Annotated in this window: 17 protein-coding genes; 5 read left to right on the top strand and 12 right to left on the bottom strand. The window is 66.0% G+C overall.

Annotation, left to right across the window (positions count from 1 at the left end; genetic code table 11):
- Window positions 1-19: 19 nt before the first annotated feature.
- The 7 genes from DQP58_RS15045 to ag85B all read right to left on the bottom strand — a co-directional run bounded on the left by DQP58_RS15045 (window position 20) and on the right by ag85B (window position 5439).
- Window positions 20-1342, bottom strand: coding sequence for a cytochrome P450 (locus tag DQP58_RS15045; protein ID WP_112709123.1), 1323 nt, complete (start codon window positions 1340-1342; stop codon window positions 20-22).
- A gap of 57 nt (window positions 1343-1399) precedes the next feature.
- Window positions 1400-1822: a lipoprotein LpqH gene (locus tag DQP58_RS15040; protein ID WP_112709122.1), complete on the bottom strand. Its 423-nt coding sequence runs from the start codon at window positions 1820-1822 to the stop codon at window positions 1400-1402.
- Window positions 1823-1834: 12 nt separating this feature from the next.
- Window positions 1835-2668, bottom strand: a complete 834-nt coding sequence (locus DQP58_RS15035; RefSeq protein ID WP_112709121.1) for an SDR family oxidoreductase — start codon at window positions 2666-2668, stop codon at window positions 1835-1837.
- A 5-nt stretch (window positions 2669-2673) separates the two neighbouring features.
- The gene (locus tag DQP58_RS15030; protein WP_197498137.1) at window positions 2674-3150 is read right to left on the bottom strand and encodes an SRPBCC family protein; all 477 of its coding nucleotides are present in this window, start codon (window positions 3148-3150) and stop codon (window positions 2674-2676) included.
- 35 nt (window positions 3151-3185) lie between these two features.
- Window positions 3186-3623, bottom strand: coding sequence for a resuscitation-promoting factor RpfC (rpfC, locus tag DQP58_RS15025; protein ID WP_112709120.1), 438 nt, complete (start codon window positions 3621-3623; stop codon window positions 3186-3188).
- Between the two features lie 105 nt (window positions 3624-3728).
- The gene (locus DQP58_RS15020; protein WP_112709119.1) at window positions 3729-4313 is read right to left on the bottom strand and encodes a chorismate mutase; all 585 of its coding nucleotides are present in this window, start codon (window positions 4311-4313) and stop codon (window positions 3729-3731) included.
- Window positions 4314-4446: 133 nt separating this feature from the next.
- The gene (ag85B, locus tag DQP58_RS15015; protein WP_112709118.1) at window positions 4447-5439 is read right to left on the bottom strand and encodes a diacylglycerol acyltransferase/mycolyltransferase Ag85B; all 993 of its coding nucleotides are present in this window, start codon (window positions 5437-5439) and stop codon (window positions 4447-4449) included.
- A gap of 745 nt (window positions 5440-6184) precedes the next feature.
- On the opposite strand from ag85B, the gene DQP58_RS15005 reads away from it, so the two are divergent.
- Entirely contained in the window at window positions 6185-7327 is a 1143-nt protein-coding gene (locus DQP58_RS15005; RefSeq protein ID WP_112709116.1) for a DUF7159 family protein, read from the top strand.
- Window positions 7328-7361: 34 nt separating this feature from the next.
- On the opposite strand, the gene DQP58_RS15000 is transcribed toward DQP58_RS15005, so the two are convergent.
- Genes DQP58_RS15000 through DQP58_RS14990 form a run of 3 tightly spaced genes read right to left on the bottom strand, consistent with a single transcriptional unit; the run spans window position 7362 to window position 10259 of the window.
- A complete protein-coding gene (locus DQP58_RS15000) occupies window positions 7362-7922 on the bottom strand; it encodes a YceI family protein (RefSeq protein ID WP_112709115.1) in 561 nt (186 codons plus the stop codon).
- Between the two features lie 12 nt (window positions 7923-7934).
- Complete coding sequence (locus DQP58_RS14995; RefSeq protein ID WP_112709114.1) at window positions 7935-8948, bottom strand: alcohol dehydrogenase; 1014 nt, start codon at window positions 8946-8948, stop codon at window positions 7935-7937.
- Window positions 8949-8960: 12 nt separating this feature from the next.
- Window positions 8961-10259: a cytochrome P450 gene (locus DQP58_RS14990; RefSeq protein ID WP_067179368.1), complete on the bottom strand. Its 1299-nt coding sequence runs from the start codon at window positions 10257-10259 to the stop codon at window positions 8961-8963.
- Between the two features lie 247 nt (window positions 10260-10506).
- On the opposite strand from DQP58_RS14990, the gene DQP58_RS14985 reads away from it, so the two are divergent.
- From DQP58_RS14985 to DQP58_RS14975, 3 genes are all read left to right on the top strand, one after another.
- Window positions 10507-10905 (top strand): hypothetical protein, encoded by a 399-nt coding sequence (locus tag DQP58_RS14985; protein WP_112709113.1) that lies wholly within the window; start codon window positions 10507-10509, stop codon window positions 10903-10905.
- Window positions 10906-10936: 31 nt separating this feature from the next.
- Window positions 10937-11197: a hypothetical protein gene (locus DQP58_RS14980; RefSeq protein WP_112709112.1), complete on the top strand. Its 261-nt coding sequence runs from the start codon at window positions 10937-10939 to the stop codon at window positions 11195-11197.
- 89 nt (window positions 11198-11286) lie between these two features.
- Window positions 11287-11508: a hypothetical protein gene (locus DQP58_RS14975; protein ID WP_112709111.1), complete on the top strand. Its 222-nt coding sequence runs from the start codon at window positions 11287-11289 to the stop codon at window positions 11506-11508.
- A gap of 26 nt (window positions 11509-11534) precedes the next feature.
- On the opposite strand, the gene DQP58_RS14970 is transcribed toward DQP58_RS14975, so the two are convergent.
- On the bottom strand, window positions 11535-12665 hold the full coding sequence (locus tag DQP58_RS14970; protein WP_066868422.1) for a nitronate monooxygenase: 1131 nt from the start codon (window positions 12663-12665) through the stop codon (window positions 11535-11537).
- A 112-nt stretch (window positions 12666-12777) separates the two neighbouring features.
- Entirely contained in the window at window positions 12778-13242 is a 465-nt protein-coding gene (locus tag DQP58_RS14965; RefSeq protein ID WP_112709110.1) for a hypothetical protein, read from the bottom strand.
- Window positions 13243-13442: 200 nt separating this feature from the next.
- On the opposite strand from DQP58_RS14965, the gene DQP58_RS14960 reads away from it, so the two are divergent.
- Window positions 13443-13726: DUF222 domain-containing protein (locus DQP58_RS14960; protein WP_114149357.1), on the top strand; the 284-nt coding region annotated here is incomplete at its 3' end.

Here is a 13726-nt window from a genome sequence, read left to right as displayed (position 1 = left end):
CTCTGTTGCCGCCCCGCTGTCAACCGGTTCGGTCGTACTCGCGCACGTACGGCCCCAGAGCCACCGGCAACGACGACCATCCCCGCAGCACCCGGGTTTCGCGCCTGCTTCCGGCACCCGCCGCGCGTACCTCGGGAAAGCGGTCGAAAAAGGTGCGCAGTCCGACTTCGCCCTCGGCCCGGGCAAGGGCCGCGCCCAGGCAGAAATGCCGGCCACCGGAAAAGGCGAGATGTCTTCCGGCGTTGTCCCTTTCGATGTCGAAGCGGTGCGGGTCGGGGAAAACCGATGGATCCCGGTTGGCGGCGGCCAGATACACCAGCACCAGATCGCCACGGTGTAACTGCCGGCCGGCTATCTCGACGTCGCCCTGCGCCATCCGCGCGGTCAGCTGCACCGGCGATTCCAGCCGCAGGATCTCTTCGACGGCGTTGGGCCACAGTTCGGGACGCCGGCGCAGGGTGTTCAGGTGTTCCGGCGCGTCCATCAACAAGCGAATCCCATTGCCGAGCAGGTTGACCGTGGTTTCGAAGCCGGCGGCCAACACCAGTCCGGCGATCGCCTGGAGCTCCTTCTCGTCGAGATATGTTTCTGCAGAACCACTTTCGGCCGTCTGGATCAGCTGGCTCATCAGATTGTCGCTGGGATCCAGGCGCAGCCGCTGCAGGTGCTCGGCGAGCCAGGCGCTGAAACCCGCGATCCCGTCCTGCACGCTGCGGTATTGCCGCCATGGCAATCCGATGTCGAGGCTCGGCGCGGCCAGTTCGCCGAACTCCAGTACGCGCCGCCGCTCCGACTCGGGCACCCCGAGGATGTCGCTGATGATCGCCACCGGAAGCTGCGAGCAGTACCGTCCGACGATGTCCACCACGCCGGACTCACCAGCTAGCCGATCCAACAGCTCGGCGGCCGTCTGCTCGACCCGATCCCGCAGGGCGGCAACGGCTCTGGGTGTGAATACCGCCGACACCGTCTTGCGGTAACGGGTGTGATCGGGCGGTTCGACGGCCAACAACGATGGCGCACGCAGTGGATGCAGCAGACCGTCGCGGGTGCGGCGCTCCACCCATCGCAGCGGCGCCGGCAGATTCGATCCAAAGATCAGCACCCGAAAATCGTCGGACCGCAGCAGTTCATGCGCCAGCGCGTGATCGGCCGTCAGATACGCCACGCGGCCCTTCACCAGCCTGCCCCGGGCACGGACCTCGTCGTAGTAGGGGACCGGGTCGGCGGCCACCGCCGGATCGGCGATCAGCCTGGCCTGGACATCGCCTCGCCGGGCCCCGAGGGCCGCGGCGCCCCGGATGAAGCCATGCATCGCGAACCAGTGCAAGCGTTCCTTCACCGGCCCCCTCCCTCGATCAGGCGTCGTTTCGAGCCTAGGCCCCGACCAGCCGTGGAGTCAGCACTCGGCGACGATTTTGAAGTCGGTGGTCACCACTTTGTTGGGGTTGCTGCTGTTGATGCCGTAGGCGCTGCCCGTGATGGTGTAGGCGTCGTTGTTGAGTTCGACGTGCGCGTCGCCCACCCCGCCTTGCCAGAAGCTGCCGCTGAATCCGTCGACATTGCGAATCTTGACCCACTGCGGCATCACCCGGTAGCCGCTGAGCAGCACCACCGCCTCGACCCCACCGTCACGGTCGGGGATGTTGATGGTGCGGTACATCTGGTCTTGCCGGCACGCCGGGGGACGCGTCGTGTGCGTGGCGCCGTCGATGGTCAGCCGCGCGGCCCGACGAGGTGTCGTCTGCGCCGCGCTGCATCCCGCGACGCTGACGACGACCGCCGCCGAAACCAAAGCGACTGTGAGCAAACGGTTTTCCACCAGCCGACCTCCTTACTGCCGCTTCGGCGCTAGCGCGGGTAGAGACTTGACGATGCTGCGTCGCACGAATTCCGGGCTCAGGCCCTTGAAGAAGTCGATCAGGCGGATGCTCTTGGGCACGTACCAGTGCAACCGCTTCGGATGGTGATAGGCCGCCCACGCCGTCTCGGCCACGCTGCTTGCCGGCATCAACCGGAGCATGCCCTTCTTGGGGGCGGTGGCCCGCAATTGCTCCGCCGTCATGGGTGTGCGCCCGTCGTCGGAGTGGTTGGTCGTGGTCGTCAGGATGGCGGTGTCGATGAGACCGGGCAGCACGTCGGCGACGCGCACGCCGTGTCGCTGCCACTCCACGCTCAGCGCCTCGGTCAGACCTTTGACCGCATGCTTGGTCGACGAGTAGACGGCCAGGCGCGGCATGCCGTAGGTCCCCGAGGACGATGACGTGGAGAACATCAGGCTGCCGGGGGCCTTCTTGAGATACGGCAGCGAAGCGTATGCGCCCGTGAGTACCGCCTTGAAGTTCACGTCGACGACGCGCATCGCGGCGTCATAGGGCACGTCCTCGAACCAGCCGGATTCGCCGATGCCGGCGTTGTTCCACATCATGTCGAGTCCGCCACCGCTGTTGCCGGCGCAGAAATCGGCCAGGGCGCCGTCGAGGGCCGCCTTGTCCGTCACGTCTACGGCGCGGGTCCACAGCCGATCGCCGCCGAGTTCGTCGTTCAGCGTCGCCAGGCTGTCTTCGTTGCGGTCGACCGCGCCGACGCGCCAGCCCTTGGCGTGGAACAACTTTGCGCCCTCGCGACCCATGCCGCTGCCCGCACCGGTGATGAAGACGGATTTCACGGGCGTCAGTCCGCCTCGACCACGTCTTTGATGCGGTTCAGCGTCTTGGTCATGTCGCGGATGTTGCGGCGCTTGCGCAGAAACCCGCCGAACAACCAGTAGAAGGCGAGCCATGGCGCCGGGTTGAGCCGAAACGACTCGGTAACGTCGGTCCCGCCGCCGCCACTGGGCGCCAGGCGGTAATGCCAGTTGTTGACGGGCCTGTCACCGAGAAGCACCGTGAAGCCGAATTCGCGGCCCGGTTCGCAGGCGGTGACCTTGCACGTTGTCCAATACACCGGCCCCATCTCATTGCGCCGGACGTGACCGCGGAATTTGGCACCCAGGGCGGGGCCGGTCGCATCGCCGAGCCACTCGGCTTCAAAAACTTCCGGGGAGAACTTTCCGGTGTTGCGGACGTCCGCGATGAGATCCCAGATCTTGGCCGCAGGCGCCGCCATGTGAACAGTCGCCGAACCTTCCATGGGCTGATCCAAACACAGCCTGGCGCCGGGTCATAGACCGCAGGTGCGTTTCATCAGTGCGGGACGGCCGCCTGGATCAACCCGTTGATGATCTGCTTGATGCCCTGAGCCGGGTGCGAGTACCAACCGATCGGCAGGCCGGATTGCGCGCCGCACTTTGGCCAGGCCTCCACACCCTCCTCGGCGAAAACCCGGTTGGCCACAGCGATTTGCTGCTCTCTGGACGCGGCGGCCGGGTTGCCGACACCGCCGTACCGGGCCCAGGTGGCTGGTTTGAATTGCAGTCCACCGTAATTCCCGTTTCCGGTGTTGGCGTGCCAGTTGCCACCGGATTCACATTGAGCGATCGCGTCCCAGTTGGGAGCGGGGTCTGCGCTCACCACCCCCGTGGACGAAGCCATCGACGCTGCAACGAACCCGCCGACCCATACGGACTTGACGAGAAGCTTGCAGAGATTCTTCATGTCCAGGATTTCGGCGCGTGTGGCCAAAGCGTTACCTATTCGAAAATGGCGCGAGATATGCCATCTAACTGCGGAAACCGCCTTATCGGCGGGCCAAATCGGACCGTTAGAAATCGGTGAGGAAAAATTAAGTTATTGCTGGCAATACGACCGCGTCGCTGATGACAGGGCCTTTTGGTACAGGGCGTCGAGCTGACGCCCGCGGGTGACACCGCTTCGCGCGGCGTCGAGTTGGGCGTCACATTCCGGCGAATGCAGCACGCCCCAGTTGGCCGACAGCTGAGTCAGCATCGTCTGGTTGAGCGCGTCGATCGCCGACCGCGACGACGACAGGTCCGGTGCGTCGGGCGGAGCGCTTCCCGGATCAAGCTTCCAGTCGGCGAACCGGCCGTATTCGATGGCCTCGGTGGCGCTGATCTGGTCTCCGAACACCCGGATGACGTAATCGCGGTCGATGTGTTGGGCGCCGGCCTCGTCGCTCAACTTGGCCAGTTCTTGCTGAACCCGCGCCGGATCTTCGATGGCGCCGTGCTGGTGCCACTTGTAGGCGGCGACCGGGTCGGCTACTTGCAGCCGTTGCGCGGCGGCGTCGACCAACGGGGTGAGCGGACTCGCGGTGTCGGCCCGGGCGGACGCCACCAGCATCGTCAGGCTCACGATCGCGGCCCCGCAGCATGCGGCGACGCCCCGGCGGCGCGAGTGGACGCGGCGGTGCATGACCGCATTCTGGCGTGACGGTGCGCTCGGGTCGCCCGCGACGCTCTGACCAGGCAAGGAGTTTACGCGCCCCAACGCACTACTGCGCCTGACGGAGTCGTCAGGCGCAGTAGTGACCGAGCGGGCGGTAGGGTTATCCGCCGCCGCCCGGCGAAGCGCCCAGTGTGCCCTGCAGGTCGGGCTTCATGGCGTTGAGCTGGGCTCCCCAGTACTCCCAGCTGTGCGTTCCGTTGGCGTTGAAGTTCCACACCGCGTTGTGGCCGCCGGCGCCGTTGTAGGCGTCCTGGAACTTCAGGTTGCTGCTGCGCACGAAGTTCTCCAGGAACTCGGCCGGCATGTTCGCCCCGCCGAGTTCGGACGGCGTGCCGTTACCGCAGTACACCCAGAGCCGGGTGTTGTTGCCGACCAGCTTGGGGATCTGCAGGGTCGGGTCGTTGCGCGCCCACGCCGGGTCGCTCGACGGACCCCACATGTCGTTGGCCTTATAGCCACCGGCGTCACCCATCGCCAGACCGATCAGGCTCGGCCCCATTCCCTGGGAGGGGTCCAGCAGCGCCGAGAGCGAGCCGGCGTAGATGAACTGCGCCGGGTGGTAGGCGGCCAGGATCATCGCGGACGAACCGGCCATCGAGATGCCGACCGCCGCACTTCCGTTCGGCTTCACACTCTTGTTGGACTGCAGGTACTGCGGCAGCTCGCTGGTGAGGAAGGTCTCCCACTTGTACGTCTGGCAACCCGCCTTGCCACAGGCCTGGTTGTACCAGTCGCTGTAGAAGCTGGATTGACCACCGACCGGCATGACGATCGACAGGCCCGACTGGTAGTACCACTCGAACGCAGGGGTGTTGATGTCCCAGCCGTTGTAGTCGTCTTGGGCCCGCAAACCGTCCAGCAGATAGACCGCGGGGGAGCCGTTGCCGCCGCTTTGGAACTGGACCTTGATGTTGCGGCCCATGCCGGCGGACGGCACCTGCAGGTACTCGACTGGCAGGCCCGGCCGCGAAAACGCATTCGCGGTTGGAGCGCCGCCGGCAAGACCGATCAGGCCCGGCAGCGTGACTGCCGCCGCTGTGCCGACCAAAAGCCGGCGCCCCCAGGCCCGGACCTTCTCGCTCAGATCTGTCATACCTGCCCCTTGTCGATGTGATCAGTGTGATCGTGGTCTCACAGGAATTTACCGTGTGAGTCCGTCAAATGTCGATTGGGACGCGAACGCGTCTCGTTTCGGCATCACTTTTCGACTTCGCAATTTCGCCACCCGGCACCAGCGGGCGGCGACAGGCCCCGCGTACCCGCTGTCCGACCGCCCCACACCCCGGGTGGGAAAACGCCAGGCAGCAGCAAATTTATGACGGGTCGAGCGCCCGCGGGCCGCGCTCTGCCATTCCCATACGCCACGCTTATAGAAAGTCCCCGAATGACGCCCGGGCCGGCTTTTGGCGGGATCGCCACGGAGCGCCGCGTGTCGCCCCTTTGATGCTGTCGGCGTCACCGGCGCGCGCGGTACGGGCATTTATTTCGCGTGGTCGATAAATCGGCGTTGTTTCGCGACCGGGGGCCCGCGACGCAGCGGCTCCCGCCCCGTCGCGGGTCGGCAACCGGCATCACCGGCGGCAACCGGCTGAAGCCGCGAACCCGCCTGGCCCAGCCCCGTTTCGCCGCGCCGCCCTTTTCATCTGGCGATTCCGCGGTGATGCCCGACCGGGGCAGCCGGACTTGCGCCGACCGCGTAGGCTGCTCTCGAAGCAAGCCGATGAAGACCACGCTATCCCGCGTCTGTTCCGGCTCTCTCGAATCACCGCGCCCGCGGCTTCATGGTGCGCGTAGATGCGGCTGAGGGCGTCGGACGCGGGACCGATTGGGGCATAGTTTTGGACACGGTTCTTGGCCTGTCAGTGACGCCGACCGCCGTTGGTTGGGTCCTCGCCGAGGGACATGGCGCCGACGGCACCATCCTGGATCACCAAGAGCTGGTGTTGCACGCGAGCCACGGTGTGCGCGCCGTGGGCACCGCGGAACAAGTGGTGGACGAGGTGTTGCGGGTCGACACCGAGGCGGCCGCGAGCGATCGCCGGCTGCGGGTCATCGGAGTGACCTGGAACGACGAGGCATCCGCACAGGCCGCGCTGGTCTTGGAGGCCCTGACCGACGCGGGATTCGACAACGTCGTGCCGATCCGGTTCCTCGAGGCCATCGAGACGTTGGCTCGGGCCATCGCGCCCGTCATCGGCTACGAGCAGACTGCCGTCTGCATCCTGGACCATGACTCGACGACCGTGGTCATGGTCGACACGCACGACGGTGAGACCCGGACGGCCACCAAGCACGTGCGCGGCGGCTTCGACGGCCTGACCCGCTGGCTGACCGGCATGTTCGAGCGCAACGGATGGCAGCCCGGCGGCGTCGTCGTGGTAGGCGGCCACAGCGACATCGACGGGCTCTCCTGGCAGCTCGAAAAGACTTTGCCGGTACCCGTTTTCGTGCAATCGATGGCCCAGGTGACCATCGCGCGCGGCGCCGCGCTGTCCGCGGCTGCAAGCACCGAATTCACCGACGACCAGCTGGTCGAGCGCATCAGCGAACCCGTTCCGACGCCCACTCAGAAGCGGCAGTTGTCCTACGCCGGGGCCGTGACCGCATTGGCGGCCGGTGCCATCACCTTCGTCGGGTCGGTATCACTCGCGGTGGGGATCCACGTGGGCCCGGCCAGCGCCGCCGGCGCGCCGAAGCATGTTACCCACCCGCCCACACCCCAGATCGCCGAGGCGGTCACGGCCGTCGCGCCGCTTCCGGTGGCCCCGCCGGCCAAGCCGCCGGCCCCGCAAACCAAACTCCCTGCCGGCAAACCGGTTTCGGAACCCAGCGTTCCGGAGGAGCAGCCGGGCGCTGGTGGCGAACGGCAGTCGGACGGCGGTAACCGACAGCCCTACCTGACCCGGGTGCTGGAGCACATACCCGGTGACACCGGCGATCCGGCGGTTGACTCGGGCGCGCGGGCAGCGACCGACCCGTAACCCTGGGCCCGTCCGGCGCCGGTGACCGCGGCCCTCAGTTGCCGTGGGCGCGAACGGCGGAGAACGACACCGACACGTCGTCGGCAACCTGGACCGACCCCATCAGCAGCGAGTACGGCTTGATGCCGTAGTCGGACTGCCGGATGGTGGATTCGACTGACATCCGCCATGATTCCCCGAGGTCTTGGGTCTGCACCTCGACGACATGGTCCCGCGACACTCCCCGAATCTGCAGAGTGCCGGTCAGCCGGTAGGTATCGCCGGCGTTTTCGATAACATCCGCTGTATAGGCGATTTCGGGAAACCGGCTGGCGGACAACGACTTCAGGGCGTTGGACCGCACCAGCGCCTTCTCCGCCCCGGACAGCCCTTTGACACCGCCGTCGCCACGCAGCACCTCGAACGAATCGGTCTCGACGGTGAACTGTGCGCTGACGGGTTGGGAGTCGGACCAGCTCACGGTGGCCCGCCAGCGCGTCATCGCGATGGTAAGACGATGACCCATCCGCGCCGCCCTGCCGGTAACACCGGTGTGCAGCAACAACTCACCGTCAGCCGGGCCGATCGTCCACACCGCGTTTTGGTCTGAAGTCACGAATCGACTGTGTCACATGGTCAAAACGGTGCGGTAGTGCGCCCGGCCGCCTTCCAGGGCCGCGTAGCCCTCCGCGGCTTGCGAGAGCGGCAGTTCCTCGATCCACGCTCGTACGCCCGACAAGACGGCGAAATGCATTGTGTCCTCGACGTCTTTTGCCGTCCCGGAGGGATGTCCGACGATGCTGATGCCCGGTGTTATCAGCTGCACCGGGCTGATCGGCAGCGGTTTGGGCGTGACGCCGATGGTGACCAGTTGACCCCGGGGGAGGATGCCGCCGACCGTGTCGGCCATGGCCTTGGAATTTCCGGCGGTGGCCAGTACGACCGTCGCGCCGCCCAAGTCCTTGAGCGCTTCGGCGGGGTCGTTGGCCGTGGAGTCGATGTAGTGATGGGCGCCCAGTTCTCGTGCGTCGTCGGCTTTGCCGGTGCCGCGGTTGATCGCGATGGTCTCGAAACCCATGGCGCGGGCGAATTGCACGCCCAGGTGGCCTAGTCCGCCGACGCCGAGAATCGCCACGCGGTCGCCGGGCAGTGCGCTGGTGTGCCGCAAGGCGTTATAGGTGGTCACGCCGGCGCATCCCATCGGGGCGGCTTCGGCATCGGAGAGCTCGGCCGGTATGCGCGCCAGCGCGCTCACCGGCACGGTCACCGACTCCGCGTATCCGCCGGGATACTGCCAACTGGGCACCTTGCCGTTCTCGCAATGAATGAACTGGCCTTTGCGGCATTGGTCGCAGCGCTGACAACATCCGCCGAACCAGCCGACCGCCACGCGATCGCCGACCGCGAAATCCTGTACGCCGTCGCCGATTTCGGCGATCTTGCCGGCGATCTCGTGCCCGGGAGTCAGCGGCCACGACATGCCCGGAAAGCCGCCGTTGACGAAGTGCGCGTCGGTTCCGCAGATGCCGCACGCGGCGACCGTCAGCCGTACCTCATCGCGACCCGGTGGCTTGGTCTCGGCGTCGACCAGCTCCAAAGCTGCACCGGCAGACGGGACATGGACGGCTCGATGAGTGGGCATGTGATTAGCTTGTCACCCCTGGGCCTGATGCGCGACAGGACATTTCTGCGAGCCGTTGGTGTGGTAGTCGACCTGCCAGTGTTTGATCCCATTGAGCCATCCCGACCGCAGCCGTTCGGGCTTGCCGACCGATTCCAGGTCGGGCATGGCATCGGCGATCGCGTTGAACATCAGGTCGATGGTCATCCGCGCCAGGTTGGCCCCGATGCAGTAGTGCGCGCCGGTGCCACCGAACCCGACGTGCGGGTTGGGGTCTCGCAGGATATTGAAGGTGAACGGGTCCTCGAATACGTCCTCGTCGAAATTGGCTGACCGGTAGACCATTACCACGCGCTGGCCCTTCTTGATCTGCACGCCGGACAGCTCGTAGTCCTCTAGGGCGGTTCGCTGGAACGAGGTGACCGGGGTCGCCCACCGGACAATCTCATCGGCCGTGGTGACGGGACGCTCCCGCTTGTACAGTTCCCATTGGTCGGGGAAGTCGGTGAAGGCCATCATGCCCTGCGTGATGGAGTTGCGGGTGGTCTCGTTGCCGGCCACCGCCAGCAGGATGACGAAGAAACCGAACTCGTCGTCGGAGAGCTTGTGCCCGTCGACGTCGGCCTCGATCAACTTGGTGACGATGTCCTCCCCGGGATTCTGCGCTCGGTCGGCGGCCATCTGCATGGCGTAGGTGATCAGCTCGACCGACGCACCCATCGCGTCATTGCGGGCGAATTCCGGATCCTGGTCGCCCACCATCTCATTCGACCAGTGGAACAGCTTCATGCGGTCTTCCTGCGGCACTCCCAGCAGTCCGGCGATGGCCTGCAGCGGAAGCTCGCAGGAGACCTGTTCGACGAAGTCGCCGGAACCGGCGGCGGCCGCCTTCTCGACGATCTGACGGGCGCGCTGGTTCAGATCGTCACGCAGTAGCTCGACGGCGCGCGGCGTGAAGCCGCGGGAAATGATCTTGCGCAGGTGGGTGTGCTGCGGTGCATCCATGTTGAGCAACACGAACTTGCCGGTATCGCGCTGTTCGCGCACCGTGCCCTCTTTGTAGCGGGGCAGGGCGGTGTTCTCCAGGCTGGAGAAGACGTCGCTGCGCCGCGAAATCTCTTTGACGTCCTTGTGCTTGGTCACCACCCAGAAGCCGCCGTCATCGAATCCGCCCACCCCGTTGGGCTGTTCGTTCCACCAGATCGGCGCCGTCCGGCGCAGTTCGGCCAGCTCTTCCACCGGGAGCCGCTCGGCGTGGATGTCCGGGTCGGTGAAGTCGAATCCGGGAGGAAGATTGGGGACCGGCTTGGCGGTTGGCTCGACGGTTGGCATGGCCCGCTCCTCGATGACGAAGTGGTCTAGTCGTCCTTGTGCAAGGAAACCACTGCCGCACCTTGGTTGGGAAGCATTGAAGAAAGATCGGCGGCGGCGAATTGGAACGTGTTCCTGACCGGCCGTCTCGCGTCGCGTCGCGGGTGCATGCCGACGATCGAGCCCACAAGCCGGAACGGTCTTGTGGCCGACGGTCCTACGGATATGCTTTGGTGCAGGTCACCGGCGACGACAGGCGGGGTAGAACATGATTCGGGTACTGCTCAGCGCCGCTTCGATAGCGGGCATCACGATCGGCTTGGCCCCGTGCGCGGCCGCCGGGTACGACGGCGACGTGCCGGGCATGAACTATCAGGCCTCGCTGGGCGCGCCGTGCGACAACTACGAGCGCTTCATCTTCGGACGGGGGCCCAGCGGTCAGGCCGAGGCTTGCCATTTCCCGCCCCCCAATCAGTTCCCCGCGGCGACCACCGGCTATTGGGTGGCGTCTTATCCGCTGTACGGAGTCCAGCAGGCGGGCGCCAAGTGCCCAGGCCCGCAGAGCGCCGCACAGTCGGACCGCGGACTTCCGATGCTCTGCCTCGGAGCCCAAGGGTGGCAAGAGGGCTGGTTCACCGGGGCAGGGTTCTTCCCGCCGTCCGAATAACGACCATGCGCGAGCGCCCGGCTCAGCTTCGATCCCACGCTGGCTACGCTTCGTGCTGGCCTCCGACCGGGCCGGTTCGGCCTGGTACATCGGGACCGGATTCTTCTTCGCGCCGGCGCTGGCGGTGCTCTCGCCCTGGCCCACCGTCACCGCCGTGCTGTGGGGTGTCATCGCGCTGGCCGGGCTGTGGCTGGGACTGCTGGGCATCGCAATGGCCGTCGGACTGGCCCGAATTTTGCGCTCAGGGGCCGAAATTCCCGAAGCCTACTGGCGCAGCCTGGTGCACTACTAGGCCCCGATAGGCGTTACCGCCCGTAGAGAAATGCCACCCGGGCCCGTCTAGAGTCGTAGCAACCGTCCTGCAAACAAGGGAGACTCGAGATGGCCTTCAACGCCAGGGATGCAGTCGACGCCGTTAGAGACATCGCGACCAACGCCGTCGAAAAAGCCTCCGACATCGTCGAACACGCCAGCGACATCATCCGCGGCGACCTCGCCGGCGGCGCCAGCGGCATCGTCGCGAATTCGATCGACATCGGCACGTACGCGGTGGACCGGACGAAAGAAGTGTTCACCGGACGCGACGAAGCCGACGACGTCTAGGCGCACTGGCCAGGCGAGCCTCCGCGTCAGACCGAGGCGGCCTCGTTCAGTTCGTCCAGCCGGTTGGTGGCCTCCAGGTACTCCTGGACCCAGCGCTCGATGACCGTCGAGGTCTTCTCCACCTTGGTGAACTGCCCGACCACCTGGCCCACGGGGTTAAATGCCACGTCGACGGACTCGTTCGGGTACCTGTTGGTGGCCCGCACGGCCATGCCGGAAACCATGTACTGCAACGGCATTCCGAGCGGCTTCGGGTTTTCCGGTGCCTCCCATGCCTCGGTCCAGTCGTTGCGCAGCATGCGCGCCGGCTTGCCGGTGAACGACCGGCTGCGGACGGTGTCGCGGCTGCCGGCCTTGACGTAGGCCTGCTGCTGAACCGGGGTGTTCGAGGACTCCTCGACCATCAGCCACTGCGACCCGGTCCACGCGCCCTGAGCGCCGAGCGCCAGTGCGGCCGCGATCTGCTCACCGCTGCCGATGCCACCGGCGGCCAACACCGGGACCGGGGCGACCTCCTTGACGACCTGCGGCCACAGCACGATCGAGCCCACCTCGCCGCAGTGCCCACCCGCCTCACCGCCCTGGGCGATGATGATGTCGACGCCGGCGTCGGCGTGCTTGCGAGCCTGCGAGGGGGAGCCGCACAACGCGGCGACCTTGAGCCCGGCCTCGTGGATGTGCTTGATCATGTCGGCCGGCGGGGTGCCCAGCGCGTTGGCGATCATCTTCACCTTGGGGTGCTTGAGCGCCACCTCGACCTGGGGCGTGGCCGTCGCCTCGGTCCAGCCCAGGAGCTGCAGGCTGTCGCCGTCGCTGTCCTCGACCGGCACACCGTGGTCGGCGAGGATCTTCTTGCCGAAGTCGAGGTGCTCCTGCGGCACCATCTTGCGCAGCGTCTCGGCAAGCTCCTCCGCGGACAGATGGGAGTCCATGCCCTCGTACTTGTTCGGGATGACGATGTCGACGCCGTAGGGGTGGTCGCCGATGTTCTCGTCAATCCAGTTGAGTTCGATCTCCAGCTGCTCGGGCGTGAAGCCGACCGCACCGAGCACGCCGAACCCCCCGGCCTTGCTGACCGCCACCACGACGTCGCGGCAGTGGGTGAAGGCGAAAATCGGGAACTCGATGCCGAGTTCGTCGCAGATAGGGGTGTGCATTACAACTCCTGAGAGCTCGCCGAATTGGAACGTGTTCTAGTTTAGTACGTAGCTCACTGACGTGGCCAGCGGGTCCTGACCTGCGCCTTACGACTACGACCCGTCACCGCAGTCAGATCGCGGTGCTGTCCGCCACCCACAGGACGAGAAAGGCGAGCATGCAGGCGGCGCAGAGCAGATGGTCGCGGCACACCGAGCGCGCCAACCGCGTCTGCTCGGGCGGACTGTCCTCGCGGTGCCCGAGCTGCACCGCATCGGGAACCGTGTGCGTCACCGCCAACATGGTCGGAATGCCGGCGAGCGCGGCCGAGGTCACCAGTAGCCAACCGGGGTCGTGGCCCCGCGCGGCCCGCAGCACCAGCGTTCCCACCAGGGTGAGCATGACGAGCCCAATCAATCGGCTCATCGGCCGAGACGTGGTGGTCGCGCGGTGGTAGTACGCCGCGATGGAAGCGAGCACGACCTCGGGCAGTTCGGTCGTGGCCTTCCGGTAGCGAAGTACCTGGACGTCGAAGATCAAATCCATCCACAAGACGGCGAGCAGGAATCCGCTGCAGGCCGTAAGCAACGAGGCCATGGCACTCACCCACCTCTATCCAATCGCGCACCGTGCCGCAGCGCGGTTGCCGCTTGGACTCATTGTTCTCGGCGACGCAATAGTGGCGATGGTCCACGCTTTGCCGCGTTGCACCGGCAAGCCCAAATCACTTGTGCCACTTTTGTTTCAGTGGTTTCAGTGGAGCGCTTTTTGTCGGGGCCCGCGTCTAGCATTCGAACATGGGTTCGATTAGCGACCGCGAGCAGATTCAGGCCGACGCTGACGCGTTGTGCGCTGCGGCCGCTCGCTTTCACCAGCATTCCTATGCGGCGCTAACCAACCCCGAACGCCTGGCCCTCTTGGAAAAGCTCGAATCCGTAACCCGCAAGCTCCAGACGCCAAGCCACCAACTCCTCAACGAGCTTGGTGCGCAAGCGGATCCGGCCGAGTTAGGCGGCAAGCTGCCCTGGGCCTTGGCCGATAGGCTGCACATCACCCGGGCCGAGGCCGGCCGCCGCATCGC

This window comes from Mycobacterium colombiense (assembly GCF_003284975.1).
Classification (GTDB): Bacteria; Actinomycetota; Actinomycetes; order Mycobacteriales; family Mycobacteriaceae; genus Mycobacterium; species Mycobacterium europaeum_A.
Note: the sequence above shows the minus strand (reverse complement) of the source record. Positions and strands in the feature narration are given on the sequence as shown.

Excerpts from the sequence above, each read along its gene's own strand:
- DQP58_RS14995 (WP_112709114.1), bottom strand. The coding sequence starts at position 8,948 with ATGCCCACTCATCGAGCCGTCCATGTCCCGTCTGCCGGTGCAGCTTTG.
- DQP58_RS15020 (WP_112709119.1), bottom strand. The coding sequence starts at position 4,313 with ATGCACCGCCGCGTCCACTCGCGCCGCCGGGGCGTCGCCGCATGCTGC.
- DQP58_RS14990 (WP_067179368.1), bottom strand. The coding sequence starts at position 10,259 with ATGCCAACCGTCGAGCCAACCGCCAAGCCGGTCCCCAATCTTCCTCCC.
- DQP58_RS14975 (WP_112709111.1), top strand. The coding sequence starts at position 11,287 with ATGGCCTTCAACGCCAGGGATGCAGTCGACGCCGTTAGAGACATCGCG.
- DQP58_RS14970 (WP_066868422.1), bottom strand. The coding sequence starts at position 12,665 with ATGCACACCCCTATCTGCGACGAACTCGGCATCGAGTTCCCGATTTTC.
- DQP58_RS14985 (WP_112709113.1), top strand. The coding sequence starts at position 10,507 with ATGATTCGGGTACTGCTCAGCGCCGCTTCGATAGCGGGCATCACGATC.
- ag85B (WP_112709118.1), bottom strand. The coding sequence starts at position 5,439 with ATGACAGATCTGAGCGAGAAGGTCCGGGCCTGGGGGCGCCGGCTTTTG.
- DQP58_RS14965 (WP_112709110.1), bottom strand. The coding sequence starts at position 13,242 with ATGGCCTCGTTGCTTACGGCCTGCAGCGGATTCCTGCTCGCCGTCTTG.